This window comes from Nostoc spongiaeforme FACHB-130 (assembly GCF_014698475.1).
Taxonomy (GTDB): Bacteria; Cyanobacteriota; Cyanobacteriia; order Cyanobacteriales; family Nostocaceae; genus Nostoc_B; species Nostoc_B spongiaeforme.
Genome location: NZ_JACJTB010000013.1, coordinates 58,688 through 82,681, shown reverse-complemented (window position 1 = coordinate 82,681; position 23,994 = coordinate 58,688). Strand labels below are relative to the sequence as shown.

Genomic DNA, 23,994 nt, shown 5'->3' with positions numbered 1-23,994 from the left:
AGAGGTGCAAATTTAGCAAAAGTTATTGAAGGCTGATCTGTGTCATATATCTTTCAATGTGGTTCGGATAAGTATTAAGACATGTTTTAAAGATGGAAGATTCACAGCTTAAGGGAAGTGAATAAATCTTTTCCTGCTGCGTTTACTCTATCTTTGCTTCTCCGAATAGTATTGAGCCTCCCGCTTGTTAGTGCATCAGTAAGATGTGCTACATACAATCTTGCTTGTCCATTTAATATTCATTAATCACTTGCAACATCCGCAATGAAATTACAACAAAGAAATCGTAGACGTGGTGTAATCCTCACGCTTCAAGGATTACAGAAACTCCAAAATGCAAAATCTGAATTAGAAAATGCTGAAAATTTTGGTAAACGTTATAGTCGTGAAGCTTTAGGCTTTCGTATGGGTTTAGATCCAGATACAGTAGCAAAGGTATTTAACTGTGAAGTCGGGGTAGATAGACAAACTTTAAGTTACTGTTTTAAAGCCTTTAACCTCCAACTAGAACCTGATGATTATCAGTTTGCTAATCCAGATATCAACCCACAAAAAAGCTATACAAAAACTCAAATTGATTTGGGAACAGCGCCAGATGTATCGCTTTTTTGTGGGCGCACAACAGAACTAGAAACTCTCAAACACTGGATGATCGCTGAATATTCTCAAAATTCAGCCATACCCTGTCGTTTGATTACTCTATTGGGTATGAGTGGTATGGGCAAAACTTGGCTATCGGTGAAACTGGCGCAACAAATTCAGGATCAGTTCGAGTTTGTGATTTGGCGATCGCTTCTTCCTGCTCCTCCGGTTAACGAACTTCTCGCAGACTTGATCAATATCCTCTCAGAAGGTCAAGAAACTAATCTACCAGAATCATTTGCTTACAGGATTTCCCGACTGATTCATTATTTGCAAAATCATCGTTGCTTACTAATTTTAGACGGCGCTGATAGGCTCCTCCAAGAATGTGCAGTTTCAGAAATTACTTGTCGAGACTGTATTTGGATATATCAAAAAACCAGTGGAGAGTATTGTGAATTATTTAGAAAGGTGGGAGAAACTATTCATCAAAGTTGCTTAATTTTAACCAGTCGCCTCCAACCCTATGAGATCACCCCACTGGAAGGAAATACAAGACCTGTGCGAGTATTTTCTCTCCAAGGATTAGAGGTGAAAGACATACAAGAACTTTTCAAAACAAAAGGAACTTTTAGAGGAACAGCAGAAGACTGGCATCGATTAACCGAAATATATGCAGGAAATCCTCATATTCTCAACCGCATCGCCACAACCATTCAACAGTTCTTTGATGGCAGTATAACTGAATTCTTAAAACAAAACGTCACAGTTTTCGGGAGTATTATTAACCAATTATATCCAGAATTTGAGCAGCTTTCAGATATATCTAAAGAAACAATTCAATACATGGCACTTCATCATCAACCAATTTCTTTTGCACAACTACGAATGATGATACCATCTTCAATTTCATCGCAACAACTCTTAGAAACTTTAGAAATACTACAATCACGAGCCTGGATTAATACTCAAGCAGGTATGTTTTCTCTCCAACCGATGATGGTTGAATATGCCAAACTTTTTATTCCTAACGAGAAGGTTACTAAATTTAAACCAAGCTTATTACTAGAGTCAGAGCATCAACCAGAAATTACACAGTGTCGCAAGCAATTGCAGTGTGTAAGCAGTGTGAATGTATCTGAATTGCTAATAAGAATTGCTACTTAAATTTAACCATCTAGAATCAAGCCTATTATTCGATAGCATTCCTAAATCATTAGTGAACCAAAAGATCCCCGACTTCTTTAAAAAGTCGGGAATCTTTGCTATGGATAAATAATAAAATTAAATCAAAGGGTAAATTAAAACCTTAGATGCTTACCATATTGATTAATCCACACGGACACGAAAGCGTACAAAACCGAAATTACTACCTGATGTATAGTTGAGAGTGCCAAAATTCACAACTACTGCACCTGTGGGATTAGTTTGATTAGGACATACATTATTAGCACTTAAAGGAGCTAAAGGCGAAAAAAAGCTACCATTATCGCCATCCGCAGCATTAGTTCTGGGTGCAGTTGTATTAGCGAGATTCACTAAAATTCCACTAGCGGAAGCAAAGCTGTTACTAATAAATGTAGTACCTGTAGGGATAGGGTCACAGAATCTGGCGTTTTGTATTGCTTGGTTGCCGTCTGCTAGAAAGTAAATTGTATATTCAACTTCATCGCCACTTTGTAAGGTGAATTGCGAACTCAGGTTAATAATTCCTACTGGGGAAAGTTGAGACCAACCTGGAGCGTTATCGTTTTGGTCATTAGGATCATCAATAAAACTCCCAAAGTTAACACCACTCAAAGGCAAACCATTTCTCACAACATTGGTAATTCGTTTCACACCCCGCAACCTTAAAATTGGAGTGGGTATAACAGAACCCACTGCTACTTCCTCTCCTACTGTTGCAGGGTCGTAAGAAACGCTGGTTGTGCCATTTGCGGTTGTTCGGGTAGGGTCAAGATAAGTTGCAGTTGCACCATTGTTATACACTCCATCAGGCACAGTCGCAGCTACATCGGTAGTAAAGGTAATTTGCACACTTGCACCACCGGGAATGTTGAAGCTACCAAAATTCAGCATTGTTGCACCAGCTGTAGGGTTACTGACACTAGTGCGTGTTGTGCCTCCGTTCAATGTCACCGTAGGAGTAACCGAGCCATCAAAACTAAAACCACTAGGCAAAGGATCGGTAATATCAATATTGTTAGCAGTAGCTCGGTTAGTAGCATTGGCAACAGTGATGGTATAAGTTGCCTTACCTGGTTTCATAATTGGCCCTGGTGTGCTGGTGGTTTTAGTAATAGTTAGTTGGGGAATACATTGTGCGCCAGAACTGGCACCAGGGATAGTACCAACACCTTGGCTGATACCACCTGTACCTGCGGTAGCACCAAAATAAGGGTCAGCAGGATCAACGGGGTCTTTTGCTGTACCACTCTGCCCGCCTGTAACGTTAACACTAGCACCAGAACTAGTAAAAACAACTCCACCACCGCCACCACCACCGGGGCCATGAGCGCCATCAAACGGTTGGCTGGCACTGCTGAATTTGACATTACCACCATTACCACCTCTGGCATTTACGGTTAAACCAGTAAGGTTATTATTGGTAGACATCACCACCACACTACCACCCGCACCGCCTCCGCCAGTACCATCTTGACGGACATCAAAAGCACTGGCTCCGTTAGCATTGATAGTGCCAGTACCACTGACACTACCAGTACGAATTAATACTATGCCGCCACCATTAGCGCCACTACTAGCAATACCGTTAGTGGGAATACCTACAGATGCGCTAGTTGCCTGGTTTGTTGTACCAGCACCACCTCCACCACCTAAGACAACACGATTGCTGGTAGCAGGAAAGTTAGCGCCACCAAAACCACCAACAAATAACCCAGATGTCCAAGAACGACCGCCTAGACCGCCCGAACCTCCATTACTACCGCCACCGCCACCGGAGTTTTCATTGTTGCTAGATGGTCTACCATCGGTACTACCACCACCAGCGTTACCAGGTGCGCCACGGCCGTAACTCCCGCTAGGATAGCCTTCAACACCAGTATCAATGGCTGAAATAGTTGCGGAATTCAGTACATAGCGGGGTGTGCCAGCAGTACCTTCTCCTTTAGAACCGTTGGCATTAGTAGTGGATAAAGTCACATAATCTGTAAGACTACCAGTAGTATCACCACGTAGTTGGCGACCTGCACCGCCACGGAACCCAATACCACTTACATCTACAGTGGCACTGGCTAAATTTAAGTTACCTGCAACGTCATAAATTAAAATTCCCCCTGACGCACCATTCCAAGGTGCAGCAGTGAGGCTAGAACTCATGGTGGCACTGGAATATTGCGGTACGCGAATGACTTGATAGGTTCTTTGTCCTTGAATCCCAAATGGGGTATTACTGTAGGAGTTAATTAATCCTCCGCCATTGATGCCTTGAATGGGGATGGAACTGCCAGATATTGGCCCGGTAGCGACAACATATTCGTAATTACCGGCTGTGAAGTTGGCATTGTTGAGGTTACCACTAGCGCCTGTGGTGGCGGGAGTAAGGTTAACATTGGCATCATTGCCACCGCCAGAAACTCCATTACCGTAACTATCTGTGTTGCTGGAGTTAATATCTGCGCCTTGCATTTGGATGATGAGTAACAAGTCACCAGCTGTAATGGGGGTGGTAGAACCGTTGGGGTGAATTGCACCGACAGGTATGGTGGTTGAGCCTGCGGCAACGGTGGTGTTTGTCGCACCAGCATAGTAAGTATTGATAATGCCGCCTAAACTGCTTGGCCCATCTTTACCGGGGGTGGCACATAAGCGGGGTGTGACTTGGGCTGTGACTGGTGCTTGGGTGAGTAATATTAGGCTTTGATAGCTGAGGGTGGTGAGGATGAGGGTGACGCTACGGATTAGTTTTAGGAGATGGTTGTGAGAATGGTGGGGTTTTAGCATTTTGAATAAACCGCAAAGGGCGCAAAGGACACAAAGGTATAAGAGTTTAAGAGGGTTTTTGCGTAAGTTTTGAATTAGTTAAGAAGTTGGTTCTATTTGTAAGTCTTTCTCTTGTTCTTCAAGGATGATTTCTAGCCCTCTGGTATCTTTGAAAATTATTTCTACTCGTCTATCCCTGGCTGTATCGATGACGGTGTTACCGGAGGTTCTGCGTTGTTTTTCGCCTCTTGAGCGAATGGTCATTCTTTCGGCGGCAATGCCTTGTTTTAGTAGGTAATTTCTAGCGGACATGGCGCGGCGTTTGCCTAGGTCTAAGTTGTAGGCATCACTGGCGCGAATATCTGTATGACCTTCAATTTCAATGACAATGAAGGGATATTGTTGTAAGACTTGGGCAATTTGGTTGAGGACTGTGCTGCTTTGTTGGCTGATTAAGTCTTTATCTAAGGCAAAGTGAATGATGCGGGGGACTTTCAGTCGGATGGGTTCTGGTTTTGGTTCTGGTTGTGGGGTTGGTTCAGGCTGTGGTGGTGCGCTGACACATTTGGGAGGTGGGGAAGTTGGCGCAGGAGAGAGTGAGTCATTCTTTGCAGAGGGGTCTGTGATGATGGCGTTGTAGGCTGGTTCGGAAGTACCGTATTTTGGATGGGTAGCGATCGCACTTATTCTCTCCCCAGCCCGCAAACCTGCTAAACTACCGCTAAAGTTACCTTTTTCATCAGTAGTCAAGGTTGTGAGTGGTTCACTCAAGGGGCCGTATTTGTCTTCTCCCTGGACGCGGTATATTTGCACTTGAGTATTAGGGTCGGCTTGACCACTAATTAAGGCTTGACCGTTCACTAGCAATAACTGGGAACTGGCAAACTCTGGTGCATTTATCGCGCCATTTGCTGTTTCAAGTCTGCGGTTAGGACTGTTGCGTTTGGGGTTGGGGCCGTCTCCCCGTTGAAAGTCACTGATGTTTAGTTGTTGCTGGGTGTTGAGGTCAATACTTAAACCTTCTAAGTCGCTAAATTGATTATTTTGGATAATGTTTGCGATCGCACTCCCAAAACCACTACCATGAGTACCAAATGCTGTCACCGCTACTCCCGGCCCGGTTTGGTGGCGAATTTCGTTATCGCTGACTTGATTTTCGTTCCCCATTAAGTAAACTGCGGCGCGGCGCAAACGTCTACCGTTAAAGGTGATGCGGTTATCGTGAATTTTGACGTTACCTGTGGGCTTGAATAAATAAACACCAGCCCCATCATTACCGCAAATCAAATTTCCTTGCAGTTGGGAATTGGTAATTACGCCTTCTAATCTCACAGCATCAGGCATTCCAGCTATCCCGTTACCAACAATGATGTTTTCTGTCATTAAGGTATTTTCGGCACGGACTGAGGTAATAATTGCACTGCCTTCATGGTAAGAAATACGGTTACGGCGGATTGTTGTCCCGGTGCTGTTGAAAACGTAGACACCAAAGGCTGAGGTGTTCTCTGGCATTTTTTCATCTGGGGTAATACCTAACCAGTTGTTTTCTATGACCACGCCTTTGGGGGGAATGTCTTTGTCTCCAAAGGGAAAGTTACTGTTTGGTGGTTGTTGCTGTTGGGTATTGGGAGGCGGTAAGCGATGGGAAATAAAAATATCAGCTGGTGGTGTGGTTAAGGTTGCGCCTTGGTTCAGGGAACGGAAACCGTAGATACTTAAACCACGAATTTGGATATTATCGGCGACGACTGTAAAACCACGTAATATCTCTTGGTTGGCGGCGGGGGTGATAGCTATTATTGGTTGAGGAATGGCAATTTCCGCCGTTGCTGAACGGGAAGCATCGTAACTTGGTTGGCTAGTACCGTCTATGATTAATTTTGGTGTGGCTAGGGGTGGTAGTTCTTGCTGTAGTTGGATGGTGGTTTGATTTGGCGGTAAGTTAAATTCAATTCGCGCGTTATCATTGCTGGGTTGTATCTGCGCTTTTTCTTGGTTACTCAGTTTTTCTACGGAGAGATTACCGTTTACTATGGCAATGGCTTCGCGTAAGGTGAGTTTTTCGTCTGGTTGTATTTGTCCGTCTTGGTTACTGTTGACTATAACTCTGAAGGCTGTGGGGGATGATTGAGCGATCGCAATTTGGGGGAGAATTATAAGTAAAGAGGGAACGAACCGCCAAGTACGCCAAGTACGCCAAGGAAGAGGAAGAAGAGAGAGTTTTTTTGTGGGTTTTAGGGAATTAGGGGGGTTTTTTGCTATCATTGCTCTCCTCACTTCGACTCTAAGGCTACTGGTTGAACTACTGACTCTTGCTGTTGTGGTGGTACTACTTTTTGCCTACCGAAACCACCGAAAAGTTCATTGAGTTTAAAGCTGATGTTTAAATAGGGGCCGCCGGCGGAGCGATAACCGCTAAAATCTCGGTCATCTGCACTCCCAAAGGCGTAACCTACACCAATTCGTAAATCCGGTGTTAAATGATACCCACCTTCTACAGCCAAGCCAAATTCGTTGAAGCCTTGTTCTGGTTGACCTAGCCAACGTCCTTCTACGGCTAAGTCTGTGCGGTAGCCTAGTTGGTAAGTTGTGCGTAACTGCGCTAGGTGAACGCTGCTGTGGTTGGTAAAATCTTCGGATAGGGAAGTAGAACTGCTGCGGAAGGCGTATTTACCATACAATTCCCATTGCCAGTTGGGTGCATAAATCGCTTCGGCGGAAAAAATATGATCTATGGAACCGTTACCGCTACCAGCTAATAAGGTATCGGGTGTGGTGGCGGGGTTTTGGCGGTATTCGTATCCTAATAAAGCGTTGAATTTATCGTCGTTGGGGTCACGGTAAGCTAAACCGACGCGCAGATTTGCGGTGTCTCCTAGTCCTTGCAACAGTTGGTTTGCGCCACCCGCTTGTTGATAGCGTACCGCCGCAGTTAAAGCTGGGGAAAGTTTACCGGATGCGGCGGCGGAAATTACTGTATGATTGCCTTCGCTGCCGCTACGATGTTCTAATCTGGCGTTGGCTTGGAAGTTGGGGTTATCGGTGTAATCTAAGCCGATGCTGTAAACATCACCTGCAAACAAACCTAATGAGGAAGCACTTTGTCCGACTGCGTAAGGTTGAGCAAATCTGATACCTGTGGCGGAATCTCCAAAAATATCTTTGAAGATGTGTTCGTAACCGAGGCTTAATTTTAATCCTGGTGCGAGGCGGATACCATGATTTAGAGATACGGAACCTTGGTCGGTCATCCCATCAGCACCGCCTAAAATTGAGTAACGACCTCTGACGGTGGTATCTGGAGAAAATTTATGTTCGACAATTGTATCTAGACTGGTGATGCTGTTGCCTTGTAATAACCCACCTTCATAAAATTGGTGTGCTAGTCGCATACTTACGCCAGGATACAATGCCCAATCTAAACCGAATGTTGTGCGGTTGGGATAGAGTGGGTCGCTTTTACCTAAGTTAAGTTCGTTTTGCGCGTGGAATGTCAGTGATTCGGATAAGGGAACGTCAAGACGAGAGACTAACTGGCTGGCGTTTCCGTTGAATTGGTTAGTAATGCGGTCTTCGCGGGAACGGTTGACGTATTCCAGACTTAAATCTGATTGACCGATTTTTTGTTGAATACCTGCGCGAATAGTGGTGAGGGAATTATTAATTTTGCTTCCTGGTGCGGCTTGAGGTTGGGGGTTGAATAAGTCAATTAACTGGGTGCGTTCGGCTGGGGCGATACCAAAATTGTCTTCGCGATCGTACCCTAGATTAAAGCTGGTGGTTTGTCCCAGTTTCCCTGTTAAGGCTGCACCGTAGCGAGTTTGTCCTGGTGTGAAACTCCAAGTGGCGTTATTGGCAAAGTTTTCGGTGACAGAACGATAGTAAGCCTGTCCTTGGAAGTTTTTACCGAGATTCGCACTGGCTTCTAAACGGTACGCAGAACCACTGACGTTACCAAAGGCGAGGGTATTGTGGCGAGAGTGTGCATATTCCCCGATAATTTGCCCAGAATTACCTAAAGGTGCAAAGAAATCAAATCCGTATAGTTCAAAATCTTGCTGTCCTTGGTCTTCTTTGAGGTAACTTGCACCGATAAATGGATTTCCGTTTTGACTATTTTCGGAATTTCTCAGGTTATATTGCAGTCGTCCGGCGTAAAGTTTGCTGTCTTCTCCCGCGTCGTTTTGATAGGTAACAACGATGCGGCGTACCAAAGTTTTACCAAAGGGGTTTAATTCTGTGGCGACAATGGGACGACGGAATAATAATGTACCGCGATCGTAATCTATTTCATAGTCAGAACCACGGGATAAAGCTTTACGTTCCAACACCGTACCAGGACGGTTGATTTCTTCAGCTTCGATAAAGACGTTTTCACTACCAGGAATAACTAAGCGGCGAGAGAGGAAGTAGTAACCACTGGTTCCGTTGGGGGTAATTGTATCGCGTTGGAAGCCTTGAATATTATTGGCGTATAAGGCTGTTAGTTGCAGGTTGCCAAAGTTGTAATTACCTTTGAAGCCGTGGAGTTGTCTGGTGGTAGCTGTATATAACTGGGATGATCTAGCAAACTCTTCGGTACTGTAGTCACCCCACATAAAATAGTCTGATTCTGCACCTCGGATATCTGGTGTGCGTTCAATGCGAGCATAGACACTATCTGTAGAAGGCGCAGTGTTAGTAAAGCTAGAACTATCGCCATATACGGGATAGTCTTTTTCACAAGATTGAATACCACCAAACAGGCGGTTATCTCCGTTGCAGTCTTGATTTAGGGGACGTTTGCTATTGAATGCACCTGTAAATAACCAATCTCCAACTTTACCAGTGGCGAAGACTGCTGCATCTACATCTACACTTGTGCGACCGATTTTATCGGGGTTAAGATAGTCGCGGAAACTACCTCGGTAATCCGTACCGCCTGCACCAATCCTCACATTGATACTACCTGTGGCTAGGGAAGGACGCAGATTGGTAATAAATTCTACATTGGTATAAGCTTCAATCTCTGCATCTTGATCTATAGCCGCACGAATTTTGACGTTTTGAGCGATTAAACCTGCTTGGAGTGTGGCTGTAAACTCACCTTTCCGCGCCAGTACCTGAAACCCTGCTGCATCTTTATCTTGATCTGCACCGACAAATTGACCTGCACTAGCTGTTAAGGTGACAGGAATATCTTCAGTGATGATTTCGCCTTTTTCGTTGGTAATTTTACCTTCTAATGTGATCAGAGAACGACCATCGGCGGGGATTCTCGGTTCTTGGGTAGGTGCGATCGCAATTTTTCTCTGCACCTCTTCAACAGTGACTTTCACACTGGTTGATTTACCATCAGCACCTTGAGCAATAATAGTATTTACACCTTTATTTAACGGCACGTTATACCAAATTAAGGTGTTTAACTTTTGCGCTTCGTCTTTATGCAAGTATTGGGAGATAGACGTATCTATGGGTTTACCATTCAATGTCACCGTGATTTGGTTATCAGGATGATATTGAACTCCCAAGTTAGTCGTTTTGCTAGTCGTGACACCTGCAACTGGTGTGATAATCCGAATTTCTGAATTTTCGGCTTGTTCCTTGGCTTGTGTGGCTTCAGTAACCAAGTCTGTCTGATCTAAAGCTACTAATTTGTCAGGTTGGCTTGGTCTTGGTGGCGAGAAAACAGCTTCGATATCATCTTCTACAGGTGCAATTAACTCTGGAACATTGGGAGATTCAACTTTTTGTTGCGTTTGCGGTGGTGTTTGTGCAGTAGCAGCCGCAACTGGCAGAATCGGAAAGGCACTACAAACGGTTAATACAGTTCTTCTAGCACTAGTTTGCGTCATCTTACTTACGCGCCTCCCCTGATGCTGGTGTGACTGCAAAATTCATCCGTCCCATACTTCTGGGTGCGAGTCGGACGAGGCGCGATTGGCTATTTTTCTCGATGTTGTAGAGGTTAGGCGCAAGACTATATCCGGGTAGGCTGGTTAAATCTAAAGTTCCAGTCCGATTACCAGCAATCACATTGGCTAGAGAAAACATCCCATTAGCATCAGTAAGGATGCGGTTCCCGTCATCCATATAAATTACGGCGTTGGGTATCCCTGGTTCTCCTGGTTGTTGTTCGCCGTCAAAGTTTTTATCAATAAAGACTCGTCCAATTAAAGTTGCACAATCGGAGATAATACCAGGACGAATCTTGAGTAAGTGACTGGCTGTGTTACTACGGATGCTACCTGCTGCGGCGACTGCGAGATTTTTCCCGGTTCCGCGAACCGCATCAGGTGTGACTGTAACTGCATAAACAACATTCATCGTTCCCTGTGCAGGGATAGTACCAGCGTAGTTGATAGTTACTGTGCGGTTATCTCGGCTACTGGATACAGTTACGGGTGTGGTGGTGTTATTGCTGGTTAAAGATACTTGCAGCGATCGCGTCTCGAAATTCAAGCCGAGGGGGAGGGTATCAGTCAGGGTGATATTGCTGGTGGGAGAGTTACCAGTGTTGCGGATAACCAGCCGATAAACGACGGTATCACCTGGTTCGACGGCGATGCGATCAGCAGTTTTGATAATTTCTAAAGCAGTTGCACCTCTAGTAAAAAACACGGTATTAGAAGTAATAGGCTGAATATTGTCGCCTCCCAACACGGCTGTATTCGTAGTTTCTTCAGCAATTACGGCTGTAATTCCCAGTGAAAAAAATCCAGGTAGAAGCAGAAGCAGAAAAAGATGATTCTGCTTCGAGTCTTTTATGAACTTCATAGCTAAATTAAAAAATGTATTTTTTCTTCAAAAGCATCAAAATGAGGAGGATTTATGATTGAAAATCACTAATCATGATTATTTAAAACACTCTTATTAAAACTAAATATGTAGTTTGAATACTATGCTCTTCTGTCCAGTATTTTTTCCATCCAGATGTTTTTGATAATCAATACATAAAATTTATATTCTTCGGTTTTGATGATACGTTTGTAAATTGCCGTTGAGGTAAATATTGAATCGCAAATATAGCAATCCTGTTTGATAAGTGAATAACGGAGACAAGGTAGAAAAGGGAGAAAGATGTTGGTATAGCATTTAGAATTGCTATAGTCTGTCAGACTAAAGATTTCAAACTATCCAAGTCAAGTCTGCTGTAACTCGCGCAGATAAATTTAGCTGGTACAGCCGCGATTTTAATCCTGCGGTATTAATTCTACAAGTTTATTCATTTATCATTGAGAGTACATTCAATAATTAAAATTACTCTCAGAAGATATTTGGTTATATGTCTGCTTCTTTTCCAGAAAAATACGATGCTTAAGACTGTTATTGGTTTTTAGGTAAATGCTTTCAGAATACAGTTAGGTAGATGCAGTGACTTACTTAAAACAAATATAACTACCATGATACTAAATGGCAATTAATTTACAAGAAAATCATTATTAGCTAATCAATAGAACAAAATTTTTAACTGTCAATGTAGAAATTACGATATTTATCAACTCAATTATGATGAATTTTCGATATTTTTCCTAGTATTTACTGTCTAAATCAATAAGACAATAATACTTTTATTTCCCAAATAGTAATTATACGGACATAAAAAGATACGAGCTTGTAGATAAATTTACTATTTACTCAATATTGAAGGCTGATAAATATGCTGAGACAGACAAAAGTATAATAATTTTTACCTTGCTATTAAATCATTATTCGTCAAAAATGAATTTAAAGATTTGAGAAAAAATGAACAATAAAAATTAAAATTTTCAGCCTCTGATCATACTTAAAAATCAAATATCATTCACTGATTCTTAAATATATCTAAGTAACACTACCCTAGTTGTTTTGGGAATAAACAGCGAAAGTAAGTATTAACAAGTAAATAAATATTCATTCGACTTATTTTCTAAGTAGTTAAACATTATTAAGAGTCATCAGGAAACACTGCCATGTTAGAGTTAACCCTTGAAAATAAAACAGCATCTCATTCTCAATCAACACTTGAGAAAATACGCCAAAATTCTGAATATACTCGAATAAACTCACAAAATCAAACTTTTTCTTCCTTACAAATTGCTGATGTTATTGGCAGAGCTTTTATTATTGCGTATAAAGAACAAACTAATTTACTGCAAACATCTTTGATTAAAGAAAGTTTACAGTGTGAAGTCCTGCGACAGAAACACCAACCACAATATAAAAACTTTTCTCCTAGTTATCTCTGTTTACTCAATCATTTAAGAGCTTGGCAAATAGCAGCCAGGGAAACTCAACCCACTTTAATTGTTGAGGCAGATTTTGTTCCCGTTCTGGGGTTTGGCAAACTTCCTCTACCTTTTAACCCTAATCAAACTAATGTTGGTATGTGTTGGCTATACACTTGTGCATCTCAAATATATAGTGTTTCAGCCAATGGCTATGCAGAAGGGTTTTCTGTATCAACTGTTGCTTACATTGTTACTCCCCAAGGAGCAGCAAAATTAATTAAGTTTGCCGAAGAACTTATGAAAAGCTTGGAGCCTAATGCTTATTCTACTTGGGATACTTATCTTGATAATTTTCTTCGTCGTCATCAGTTGAAAAACTACATTCCTTTCCGCAACTATGGTGAGCATGGCGGTTTACCTAATTTAGAACATTCTCGTCATGGATTAAGTAAAACTCATAGAGCAGATGTGCTATGCAATCAGCTTGCTTTTATGCCGATGTATGCTACAAATCATGGCGTAGATTATTTCACTTTTTTCTCTGTAAGGATACAAGCCAGAATAAAGGGAATAGGACGGTTACTAACAGGTAAATTTCTCCGCTTACCAATTCTCAAACGTTCTACAGTTCCTACTAGGTTGGCTAATTTTGCAATTCGCAGACAACTTTTTCTTTCTATCTAGAGTTTTGGCATCCTTTTTAGTTCAGAGGAAGAATGTAGCCGTATGATGTGAAAGAAAGCATATAAATAGTTTATTAGTATTACTATAAATAGTTTTAAATAATGGCTTCAGATCCCCGACTTCTTTGAGAATTCGGGGATCTTGTTGTTCACAAATGATTGAGGACTGCTATACTAACGCGATGTATAGTGTTTCCACTTTTATAGCAGAAGGTCAGGAAGAAAAGTCTTACTATTCCTGGGATTCAAGCTTTGAAATTTTCCTAGTACAGGTCGGCGTAAATAAACAGACCATAAGAAATTGCGAAAAGGCTTCTAGTATCGTTATTTTTCATTTTTACTTTTGCCTTGTTGTACTAGAATCTCTGACTACTGCTATAATACATAGTAAAAATATTGTATAAAATATATCTAATATTTTGACCGCAAATTGGTATCAACAATTAAGCCAAGGTAAATCTTACCTTGGCTTAATTAATTATTCGGCGGGGGATTCTTCTGAGACTGGTTCTGAGTCTGTTTCTGGTTCTGGTTTAATCACTGGAGGTTTAACTGGTTTCGGCCCACGCGCTAATGCAGGATTAACTGGCGGTTTAATTTCTTCCTTCGCTGTACCTTTTTTTCTTTTACCAGAGGAGCGATTGTCTCTAGAATTTGAGCGTTTTGGATAAGATTCAATAGAAGGCGCAGAATCAGAATTTTCTGAATTGTTTTCGGTATTAGCTTGGGCTTGACGTTCCGATTTCTTAATTGGGCGTTCTACCATTGTTAATTGTTAAAAATTTACTTGTATGGTGCATCGGTTTGATCATTATCAAACTGATGATCAGGACTTTTTCTGGGTGTTGTTGTGACTTAAAATTAACCAAGTATAAATACTTAAATACTTTTAATTTTGAAAGACACCTTACAATATTAGCGCATGGGTGCAGGCTGTGTTAACGCAGTAATCTACGATCCAGCCTTAAACTCATCATATAGCAGAAGGCAGAAGGAAAAGTCTTACTATTCCTGCATTCACGCTTTCAAATTGTCCTAACATATCTCAATACGGTTCAGTTAAGAGAATAGTAGGTTGGGTGTAGGGATAGCGTAACTCAAAAAAGTATGCGTGAGTGTTGGGTTCCGTTCCTCCACCCAATCTACACCTACTGCTATAAATGCCAAAAATTGCTTACTGTCCTAGTGCGATCGCATTATCTAAACCCAATGGACGTAATCGATAAAAAATGCTTTTGTCAAACTGCACACGTTCAAAGGATTGATGCAGATTGATTGTAGTTTCACCGCTACCCAGAAATAAGTAACCATCTGGGTTTAATTGCTGTCTAACTTTGGTGAGTAAATTTTTCTTAGTATTGATATCAAAATAAATTAAAACATTCCGCAGCAAGATAATATCCATCTGGGGTAAAACTGCCCAAGGATGCACCAGATTCATCTGCCGAAATTCGATTTTCTGCCGGATTTCATCTTGGATTTGCCATTCATTATCTAATAATTGAAAATACCGATCACGCAAATTTTTCGGCAGTCCACGTTTAATTTCTAATTGGTTGTAACGCCCTGTTTTCGCCCGTTCTAATACTTTCCCAGAAAAGTCACTAGCAATAATCTTAACAGACCAATTAGCTAATAAAGGAAAGTATTCTCGCAGGAGAATAGCAATACTATAAGGTTCTTGTCCATGTGAGCAAGCCGCACACCAAATATTAAGCGATCGCTCAATTCGTCGTTTTTTAATTAACTCTGGCAATACCAATTGTTTCAAAGCTTCAAAGGGATAGGTATCGCGGAAAAATGAAGTTTCGTTAGTAACTAATGCCTCAATTGTTTGGATATGTAAATCACTCACAGGCTGATGCCGCAGGTAAGCAATTAATTCTGTAATAGTGTCAAATCCTGCTGCTTCAGCAATTGGTTGCAAATGTAATTCCGCTAAATAGGTTTTATCGCCATCTAATACTACGGCTGAATGCTGATGAACTAATTGCCGTAAATAGTCAAAATCCGCAGTATTTATAATCTTGGTCTGTTTCATAACAGACCTGACCTGGAAACAGAATGGACGCGCTGCATAATTTCATCTGCCATTTGCTCAAGGGGAACAACTTGATTTGCTAGTCCGGCATTAACAACAAAACCAGGCATTCCCCAGACTACACTACTAGCTTCATCTTGTGCCAATACTTGTCCGCCAGCTTCTCGGATACATTTACAGCCATACAAGCCATCTTGACCCATACCTGTGAGAATAACTGCGATCGCACCTGCACCGTAAACTTGGGCAACTGAACGCAACAAGACATCCACCGAAGGACGACAGGAATTTTCTGGGGGTGCTTGATGAATAGCTAAACGCACCTTATTTCCCTCCCGTTGCACAATTAGATGGAAATCTCCTGGTGCTAACCACACCTGGCCAGCAGCCAATTCCACGCCATCAACTGCTTCCCTGACAGGCAGTTGACACTTAGAAGACAATCTTTCGGCTAGTAACTTTGTAAACATCGGCGGCATGTGTTGGACAATCAAAATGGGAACTGGAAAATCGGCAGATATCTTACTCAGTAATTCAGCCAGCGCATTCGGCCCTCCGGTTGAAACTCCAATTGCTACCACATTTACTGGTGCTTTTTTGCTAGGGAAGGGCAGAACAACACCAGAAGCAGTTGGAGACAATGCCGTTATTCCTGCGCCAAATAGTTTAATTTTGGGAATTAATTCTTGGCGGATATGTTCATTGGCAGCTTCGACACTCCCCAGATTACTGGGTTTGGTGGCATAATCTGAAGCACCCAAAGAAAGAGCTTCTAAAGTAGCAGCCGCACCAGCGTATGTGGCGGTACTGAACATAATCACCGGTAATTTGGGATAAATTGGGCGGAGGGCGGCCAGAGTTTCTAAACCGTTCATATCTGGCATTTCCACATCTAAGAGAACAACATCAGGATTGACTTGCGGAATTCTGCCCAAGGCAATGCGACCATTCGCCGCAACTCCCACTACTTCTAGTTGCGGGTCACTGGATAAAATTTTACTGACGCGACTGCGAACTAATACCGCATCATCCACAACTAATACCCGAATTTTTGGCATGGTGTAGTTTTAAGAACAAGAGTTGAATGTTTCACGCAGAGTCGCATACTTCGACTGCGCTCAGTAACCGAAGGCGCGGAGAGTAAACGAAGTTTCCTAAATTCCTATTCCCCACTCCCCTCAATACTTAAACTGCGTGACAACTTTTTGCAAATCTACAGCCATCCGGGCTAATTCGTTGGCGGCGGCGGAGGTGTTACTGGCTCCAATGGTGGTGGTTTGAGCATTCAGGGCAACTATGCCGATACTTTTGGCAATATCTGTGGTACCTTGGGCGGCTTCGGCGATGTTGCGGGCAATTTCGTTGGTGGTTGCTGTTTGCTCTTCTATGGCACTGGCGATGGTGCTTTGCAGGTCGTTAATTTGCTGGATAATCTCAGTAATTTGACTGATGGCGGTCATCGCACTTTTGGTATCAGTTTGAATGGCTTCGATGCGTTGACTTATATCTTCAGTGGCGTTAGCTGTTTGTTTGGCGAGTTCTTTGACTTCGTTGGCGACGACGGCAAATCCTCTCCCGGCATCTCCGGCTCTAGCGGCTTCGATGGTGGCGTTGAGTGCGAGTAAGTTGGTTTGCTGGGCAATGGATGTAATCACTTTAATGACTTTGCCAATTTCAATGCTACTTTGACCCAGTTTATCTATTGTCTCATTGGTGCGATCGGCGGTTTTAACAGCTTGATTGGCGACTTTTGCACCTTCAGCGACGGTTTTGGCAATCTCTCGAATGCTGGCATCCATTTCTTCTACTGCTGTGACTACTGTGATGCTATTTTGATTAACTTGTTCGGCTGAGGCGGAGGCGGAAGTTGCTTGTTCGGCAGTTTGTTTGGCGTTTTCGGTCATTTCTTTGCTGACGGCGGTGAGTTCTTCTGCGGAGGATGCAACGGCTGTGGCTACATCTGCCATTTGCTTGATAGAAGAACGTAAACGACTAATCATTTGATTGGCGTTATCTGTTAGCTGCTGAAATTCTCCAGCATTTTCAGCTGTGATGTGCTGGGATAAATTGCCTTGAGCAACAACAAGGGTAACTTCTTGAATACTTTGAATCTGCTCGGAAATGTTTGCAGACATTTGATTGATGTTGTGGAGTAATTCTTGCCAAGTACCTTTGGCACCTTTGACTACGGCTTGAGAACCTAACTTACCCTCTGTACCGATTTCTGTGGCGATGCGTGCTACTTCGTTGCTGACATTTTGATTCAAACTCACCCATTCATTAAATGCTGTGGCAATTTCACCTAAACCATCATCCGTAACTGCTAAACGGACTGTGAAATCTCCATTTTTGGCGGCTTTGAGGGCTGCTAATAAAGGTTGTAATTGTATATCTGTGGTGGTTTGATTGTTTTCTGTGGGAGATTTCGAGTTGGCTGTTTTCCCAGTCCGACTTGTCGCCATTGCCAATAGCTCCTAAATAATTTTAACGTTGAGAATTTTTTCAGTGTCAACAACTAACAAAAACCCTGCTGCTAGTGGGTAAGCTCCCGCCAGTATGTCACGCATTCTACCTTTTAAGCTGGCGGGTGGGGGTTGAAAGGTGTTTTCGGGAAACTCTAAGACATCGCCAACATCATCAACCAGTAAACTCACTACTTCATGATCAGAAGATACAACGATATTAAACCCCGGTGATGCTTCTGGTTCAAGGTTCCGCCTAGCAGGTTCACCCATATCTAAGCGTTGCTGCAAGTCGATGACGGTAATAATTTGTCCACGCAAGTTAATTAACCCACAAATATCTGGCGGTGTTAAAGGTACAGGAGTTATGGCTTGGGGACGAATGACTTCTTGAACATGGCGCACATCAATGCCAAAGTAAGTTTTATTTAACCAAAAAGTGCAGAGTTGTTGTTCAGTCACGATCGCTCACTTGCAATAAGTAGGGGTTAACCATGTTAATCACTGCCTCTATATCTAATATTTCTGTGATTTGTCCTTGAATCACAGCACAAAACAAAACTCCTGGTCTACTAGGGATACCTTTAACTGTCAGTGGTTCTTCTACAATATCAAGAATGCGCTCCACAACTAAGCCCACACTTAATCCGGCTTGAGGAGAAACAATCACTAATTGCAGTTTTTCGGTTTCCCTATTCGGTGTTGGCTGCTGACTCGGAAAGATTTTTTGCAAGTCAATTACAGGTAAAATTCTGTCAGCAGTCCGCACTACATCTTGATTACCGACTTTTTCAATCGCAGTAGAGGGAATTTCTTCTAACCGAAAAGCGATCGCTACGGGAATACCCATCAATGCGCCTTGCAGCCCTTGAAATAGTAAAATTAATTGGCGTTCCTCTGTTTCTGTGGGGATGTTTGCACCAGAATTACTGGACAATAGCTGGTGTTTTTCATACAGTCCAGCCTGTTTTGCCAAATTTACTGCATCAATAATTAATGCAACTCTGCCATCGCCCATAATTGTCGCACCCATAAACACCGATATAGCTTGCAACTGTTTACCTAAAGGTTTGACTACAATATCTTGAATGTCTTCCACTGCCTCTACAACTAGTCCATATTGATAGTTGTCGGCTTGGATAACTACTAGGGTGAGTGGTGAGTGCTGAGTGGTGAGTGGGGAGGGTTTGATCCCGAATTTCTCACGTATGGGTAGGGGTGTGGGGAGTGTGGGGAGTGTGGGGGGAAAGATTTCTTCACCATCCTCCCACACCTCCCACCCCTCCCACCCCCCTGGATTTCTCACAAGAGAGAAATCCAGGTTTGTAGGGTGTAGGACTTGATTAAGGCTTACTAAGGGGATGAGATTTCCTCGCAGGGGATATACTGGTACATCGTAAAATGTTTCAATTTGTTGGAGTGCTTGCTCTGGTTCTAGGCGCACTAATTCTTGCAGGCTGGCTTGGGGGATGGCGTAGCGATCGCCGTTACTATTGACAATTAATGCTGGAATAATTGTTAATGTCAGGGGAATTTTGAGTTGAAATTTAGTTCCTTGTCCCGGCTGACTTTCAATTTCAATACTGCCGTTAATTTTATCAATATTACTTTTAACAATATCCATCCCCACGCCGCGCCCAGACAGGTTTGTGACTTGTGCGGCGGTGGAAAAGCCAGGTAAGAAAATTAAATTAATGGCTGCTGCATCGCTCATAGTCTCAGCTTGTGCGGGACTTAGTAAACCTATTTGCTGCGCCCGCATTTTTAGTTGTGTTGGCGATAAACCACGTCCATCATCGCTAATTTCAATGTTGACTTTACTGTTTTCATAACAAGCTTTCAAACATATCTTACCTGTGGGTGATTTGCCAGCAGCACTGCGCTCAGTTGGTGATTCTATGCCATGATCAATACAGTTGCGGACTAAATGGGTTAAGGGGTCTTTAATCGCTTCAATAATACTTTTATCAACTTCTGTATCGGCTCCTTGAATTTCGACCGTCACTTGTTTATTATGTGCGATCGCTAAATCTCGAATTACTCTGGGGAATTTTTGCCAAATTGTACTCATCTGTTGCAGGCGAGTTTTCATCACTCCTTCCTGCAATTGGCTAGTAATTAAATTTAGGCGCTGGCAAGTCGCTGTCAAGTTACTATCTTTATATCTCTGGGATAAATCTATGACTTGGTTACGGGTTAAAACCAGTTCCCCGACTAAGTTCATTAGTTGATCTAGCAAATTCACATTTACGCGAATATAAGCTGATTCTGATCCTGTGATGGCGCTTTCTTCGGTTTCTGTCGATGATGGTAATACAGCAATTACCTGTTGATTTTCTTGTAATTTCGTTAAAGCACAAATAAGTGTAGAATAATCTGCATCACCTTCTTGCTTGGTTGTTTGAATTTGCGATAGCATCTGACGAATGCTGTCTACGGTTTGGAGTAAGACAGTAATAATTTGTGGTGTGAGTTTAAGGTGGCGATCGCTGTTAACCAATGATTGCTTTGTATCGTTACGCAAATATGATATTAAACTTTCGCCTGCATGAGCCAGTGACTCTAACTTAGGAAATGGCAAAAAGCCGCAGTTTCCTTTGAGTGTATGGAGTGAGCGATAAATTCTATCTAACGCTGCTCGATTGACAGATGCTTTCTCTAGCTCAATAATATCGCTTTCAATTTGAGTCAAACTTTCATAGCTTTCTAAAAGAAATGCTTCTAGATCCTCGTTGTCAATTTCTGTTAACTCCATTGGATTCAGAGATGATAAATCTATATCTTTTGTCTTAATTTTAATATTTTGAAAATCAATAGATATAATCCGCAAGCAAGATGCTTACAGCCGTTAATGCTGAAAAGATAATGATTATCTCTGTCAGCAATCAAATCTACAGTATGCAATGTCCCCGTTGTCAATCAACTCAAACTACAAAGAATGGTCGTCGTAAAAATCGACAATGCTACAAATGTAAACATTGTGGTCGTCAGTTTCTTGAATCTTACCATTCTTGGAGCTATTCAAATGATATCAAGCAACTGTGCTTAAAAATGTATTTCAAGGGGATGAGCCTACGAGAAATTGAACGTGTCACCGAGATTCACCACACAACCGTTTTACACTGGTTACGACAAGCTCAGTCAACCAGAGATAGTGTTGCCAAAATCTAACAAGTTTGACAAAAGTATCCTCAAAGTAGCATTATAGTTTCAGCACTATATGTCGCTTAAGGGTATGTTGATTTTGTTGAAAAAATATAAAATTAATTTATATAAAAATTAAAAACAATTGCAAAATCCTGCGTTTTATTTAACAAAAACTCTCGGCGAAATCACAAATTTACAATAAAGAAATAAGCAAATGAATTTTTCAGGAACAGGCTGATGAGCTTAGTGTTAATTATTGATGATGCGGCTTTTTCTCGCAGAATGATTCGGAAATTTCTGCAAGTAGATGGTTATGAAATATTAGAAGCCAGCAATGGACGTGAAGGATTAGAAATAGTTCAGCAATCTCAGCCTAATTGTGTATTGGCTGATTTACTAATGCCAGAGATGAATGGGTTTGAATTTCTCCAGGCTTTACAAGATGAAGGTTTAAAAATTCCCACAATTATTATTTCCGCAGATATTCAAGAAAGCGCCCGCAATCAAAGTTACAGCTTAGGAGCAGTTAACTTTATTAATAAACCGCCCAAAGAACAAGAATTACGTGCAGCAGTGCAGCAAGCTATTAAAACCAAGGAATAGATATGCTATGAATGTGACAGCAGATCAACTAGATGCTTTACAAGAATTAATCAATATAGGAGTTGGTCGAGCCGCCAGTTTACTAAATGAAATGGTGGATTCCCACATTCACTTAGAAATTCCTTTTGTAAAAATTTTAACAGCAACGGCAGCTTATCAAGAACTCAATAGCAGATTTCAAGATACGAGTTTAGCATCGGTCAAACTAAACTTTACAGGCTCTTTTTATGGCACTGCTGGATTGATTTTTCCTACAGAAAGTGCCTCAGCCTTGGTGTCAGTTTTGACTGGGGAAGAGCCTGGATCAGATGATTTAGATGCAGTAAAAATTGGCACTCTTACTGAGGTTGGTAATATTGTCATTAATGGTGTTATGGGTTCAATTAGTAATGTGTTAAAGCAACACATGAATTACGCTTTGCCTGTATATTTAGAAGATAAAATTGATAATTTATTATTACCTGCTAATGCCAGTGAGGCGACAAAAATTTTACTAGCGCAAGCTCGGTTTACAATTGCTCAATTAGAACTGATTGGTGATATTATTTTAATTTTTGAAGTGGGAACATTTGATGCGTTAATCCATGTGATTGATGAAGAAATATCCCTCTTGGCGGATAATTCCTATTAGGTTGAACAGCACCAAATAAAAACAGTGTGAGCAGATGAACAGAATTGAGCAAGCCCAAGAAAAATATAGCTTGTTAGACCAAATTCCTTTGGGAACTTTTGTATTAGACTCGGAACACACCGTTTTATTTTGGAACTGTGCTTTAGAAGAATGGACAAAAATCCCCAGATATCAGATTTTAGGCAACTCAATTAATGATTATTTTCCCCATTTGCATCAACCTCGTTATGCTATTCGCCTCAAGCAAATTTTTGAAGGTGGGCCGCCAACAATTTTTTCTTCACAACTGCATAAATATGTGATTCCTGTAGCGTTACCGCAAGATAAATACCGCATTCAACACACAACTGTAACGTCTGTACCCGCATTAGAAGGGAATGGGTTTTATGCACTGTTTTCGATTCAAGATGTAACTGATTTAACGTTTAGAGTCCAAGAATACAAGCACTTACGAGATCAAGCTTTAGCCTTAGCCGCCGAACGTCAGCAAGCCAAAGAAGCCGCAGAATCAGCCAACCGCATTAAAGATGAATTTTTAGCTATAGTTTCCCATGAACTGCGATCGCCCTTAAATCCGATTTTGGGTTGGTCAAAGCTACTCCGCAAACGCACCCTCAGCGAAGCCGCCAGTCTTCGCGCCTTAGAAACAATCGAACGCAACGCCGAATTGCAGGTGCAATTAATTGATGATTTATTAGATATCTCTCGCATTCTGCGTGGTAAATTATCACTGAATTTTGAAAATGTTAACCTCGCTTCGACCATTGAAGCCGCCTTTGAAACAGTGCGTTTGGCCGCAGAAGCCAAATCAATTCAAATTCAACTGCATCTTGATGCCAACATCGGACAGGTAAAAGGTGATAGTGGTCGTCTGCAACAAATCGTTTGGAATTTGTTATCTAACGCCGTTAAATTTACTCCAGAGGGCGGCCAAGTGAATGTTTCCTTAACCCAAGTTGGTTCCCAAGCCCAAATTCAAATTCAGGATACAGGTAAAGGTATTAGTGGGGAATTTTTACCTTACGTATTTGAATATTTTCGTCAAGCAGATAGCAGCATTACTCGCAGATCAGGCGGACTAGGGCTAGGCTTGGCAATTGTCCGCCAATTAGTTGAATTACATGGTGGCAGAGTTTGGGCTGAAAGTCCAGGAGAAGAACAAGGCGCAACATTTACAGTTTGTTTACCAGCCCAGCCAGCAAATCCAGAATTAGTCATAGCCGAAAAAAAATTAGTGGGCAATTCCTATCCCTTTTCCCTGATTTCTCAGCCTTTGGAAGGCATCAAGCTGTTAATTGTGGATGATGATGTGGATACAAGGGAATTTATGGCATTTTTTTTGGAACAGCAAGGAGCCATCGTCACTACAGCTGCATCTGCCCAAGCCGCCTGGGAAGCCATTGCACAGTTGCCTCCAGATTTAATTTTAAGTGATTTGGGGATGCCAGATGTCGATGGCTATGCGTTGATTCGCAAAGTGCGATCGCTCCCTGTTAATCAAGGTGGTACAATTCCAGCGATCGCCCTTACTGCTTACGCTGCTGAGACAACACAACAACTAGTCTTCGCAGCCGGATTTCAACTACACATCGCCAAACCCGCCGATCCTGCCAAATTAATCACCGCCATTGCTGGACTAGTTCATAAGTAAGACTGATGACCAAGGTTGTCTGTTCAGACTGGGTGTAAGGGTGTGAGGGTATTTGATCAC

16 protein-coding genes are annotated in these 23,994 nt (G+C 42.0%); 6 read left to right on the top strand and 10 right to left on the bottom strand.

The window, feature by feature from the left end; all coding sequences use genetic code 11:
* Window positions 1–264: 264 nt before the first annotated feature.
* Window positions 265–1,749, top strand: coding sequence for an NACHT domain-containing protein (locus tag H6G74_RS12535; protein ID WP_190967983.1), 1,485 nt, complete (start codon window positions 265–267; stop codon window positions 1,747–1,749).
* A 162-nt stretch (window positions 1,750–1,911) separates the two neighbouring features.
* On the opposite strand, the gene H6G74_RS12530 is transcribed toward H6G74_RS12535, so the two are convergent.
* From H6G74_RS12530 to H6G74_RS12515, 4 genes are all read right to left on the bottom strand, one after another.
* Window positions 1,912–4,548 (bottom strand): beta strand repeat-containing protein, encoded by a 2,637-nt coding sequence (locus tag H6G74_RS12530; protein ID WP_190967982.1) that lies wholly within the window; start codon window positions 4,546–4,548, stop codon window positions 1,912–1,914.
* Between the two features lie 78 nt (window positions 4,549–4,626).
* Window positions 4,627–6,792 carry an OmpA family protein gene (locus H6G74_RS12525; RefSeq protein WP_190967981.1) on the bottom strand — a complete coding sequence of 722 codons (2,166 nt, stop codon included), beginning with the start codon at window positions 6,790–6,792 and terminating at the stop codon, window positions 4,627–4,629.
* 8 nt (window positions 6,793–6,800) lie between these two features.
* The gene (locus H6G74_RS12520; protein ID WP_190967980.1) at window positions 6,801–10,361 is read right to left on the bottom strand and encodes a hypothetical protein; all 3,561 of its coding nucleotides are present in this window, start codon (window positions 10,359–10,361) and stop codon (window positions 6,801–6,803) included.
* A gap of 1 nt (window position 10,362) precedes the next feature.
* The gene (locus H6G74_RS12515; protein ID WP_190967979.1) at window positions 10,363–11,283 is read right to left on the bottom strand and encodes a DUF11 domain-containing protein; all 921 of its coding nucleotides are present in this window, start codon (window positions 11,281–11,283) and stop codon (window positions 10,363–10,365) included.
* A 1,175-nt stretch (window positions 11,284–12,458) separates the two neighbouring features.
* Here H6G74_RS12515 and H6G74_RS12510 point away from each other — a divergent pair.
* Entirely contained in the window at window positions 12,459–13,400 is a 942-nt protein-coding gene (locus tag H6G74_RS12510; RefSeq protein WP_199340974.1) for an LPS biosynthesis glycosyltransferase, read from the top strand.
* A gap of 477 nt (window positions 13,401–13,877) precedes the next feature.
* Here the strand turns inward: H6G74_RS12510 and H6G74_RS12505 are convergent, their stop codons facing one another.
* From H6G74_RS12505 to H6G74_RS31175, 6 genes are all read right to left on the bottom strand, one after another.
* Window positions 13,878–14,165, bottom strand: coding sequence for a hypothetical protein (locus tag H6G74_RS12505; RefSeq protein WP_190589501.1), 288 nt, complete (start codon window positions 14,163–14,165; stop codon window positions 13,878–13,880).
* Between the two features lie 408 nt (window positions 14,166–14,573).
* On the bottom strand, window positions 14,574–15,440 hold the full coding sequence (locus H6G74_RS12500; protein ID WP_190967978.1) for a CheR family methyltransferase: 867 nt from the start codon (window positions 15,438–15,440) through the stop codon (window positions 14,574–14,576).
* A complete protein-coding gene (locus H6G74_RS12495) occupies window positions 15,437–16,498 on the bottom strand; it encodes a protein-glutamate methylesterase/protein-glutamine glutaminase (protein WP_190967977.1) in 1,062 nt (353 codons plus the stop codon). Before H6G74_RS12495 ends, H6G74_RS12500 begins: the two co-directional genes overlap by 4 nt.
* 120 nt (window positions 16,499–16,618) lie before the next feature.
* A complete protein-coding gene (locus H6G74_RS12490; protein WP_190967976.1) occupies window positions 16,619–17,902 on the bottom strand; it encodes a methyl-accepting chemotaxis protein in 1,284 nt (427 codons plus the stop codon).
* Between the two features lie 12 nt (window positions 17,903–17,914).
* Window positions 17,915–18,364 (bottom strand): chemotaxis protein CheW, encoded by a 450-nt coding sequence (locus tag H6G74_RS12485; RefSeq protein ID WP_190967975.1) that lies wholly within the window; start codon window positions 18,362–18,364, stop codon window positions 17,915–17,917.
* Window positions 18,357–20,657, bottom strand: a complete 2,301-nt coding sequence (locus H6G74_RS31175; protein WP_242051211.1) for a chemotaxis protein CheA — start codon at window positions 20,655–20,657, stop codon at window positions 18,357–18,359. The genes H6G74_RS12485 and H6G74_RS31175 overlap by 8 nt, the downstream gene beginning before the upstream one ends.
* Before the next feature lie 80 nt (window positions 20,658–20,737).
* Here H6G74_RS31175 and H6G74_RS12470 point away from each other — a divergent pair, with 80 nt between their 5' ends.
* The 4 genes from H6G74_RS12470 to H6G74_RS12455 all read left to right on the top strand — a co-directional run bounded on the left by H6G74_RS12470 (window position 20,738) and on the right by H6G74_RS12455 (window position 23,934).
* Window positions 20,738–21,073: an IS1 family transposase gene (locus tag H6G74_RS12470; RefSeq protein ID WP_190967974.1), complete on the top strand. Its 336-nt coding sequence runs from the start codon at window positions 20,738–20,740 to the stop codon at window positions 21,071–21,073.
* 213 nt (window positions 21,074–21,286) lie between these two features.
* Entirely contained in the window at window positions 21,287–21,652 is a 366-nt protein-coding gene (locus H6G74_RS12465) for a response regulator (RefSeq protein WP_190967973.1), read from the top strand.
* Between the two features lie 7 nt (window positions 21,653–21,659).
* Complete coding sequence (locus H6G74_RS12460) at window positions 21,660–22,283, top strand: chemotaxis protein CheC (protein WP_190967972.1); 624 nt, start codon at window positions 21,660–21,662, stop codon at window positions 22,281–22,283.
* A 34-nt stretch (window positions 22,284–22,317) separates the two neighbouring features.
* Window positions 22,318–23,934, top strand: a complete 1,617-nt coding sequence (locus tag H6G74_RS12455; protein WP_190967971.1) for a hybrid sensor histidine kinase/response regulator — start codon at window positions 22,318–22,320, stop codon at window positions 23,932–23,934.
* The last annotated feature ends 60 nt before the right edge of the window (window positions 23,935–23,994 follow it).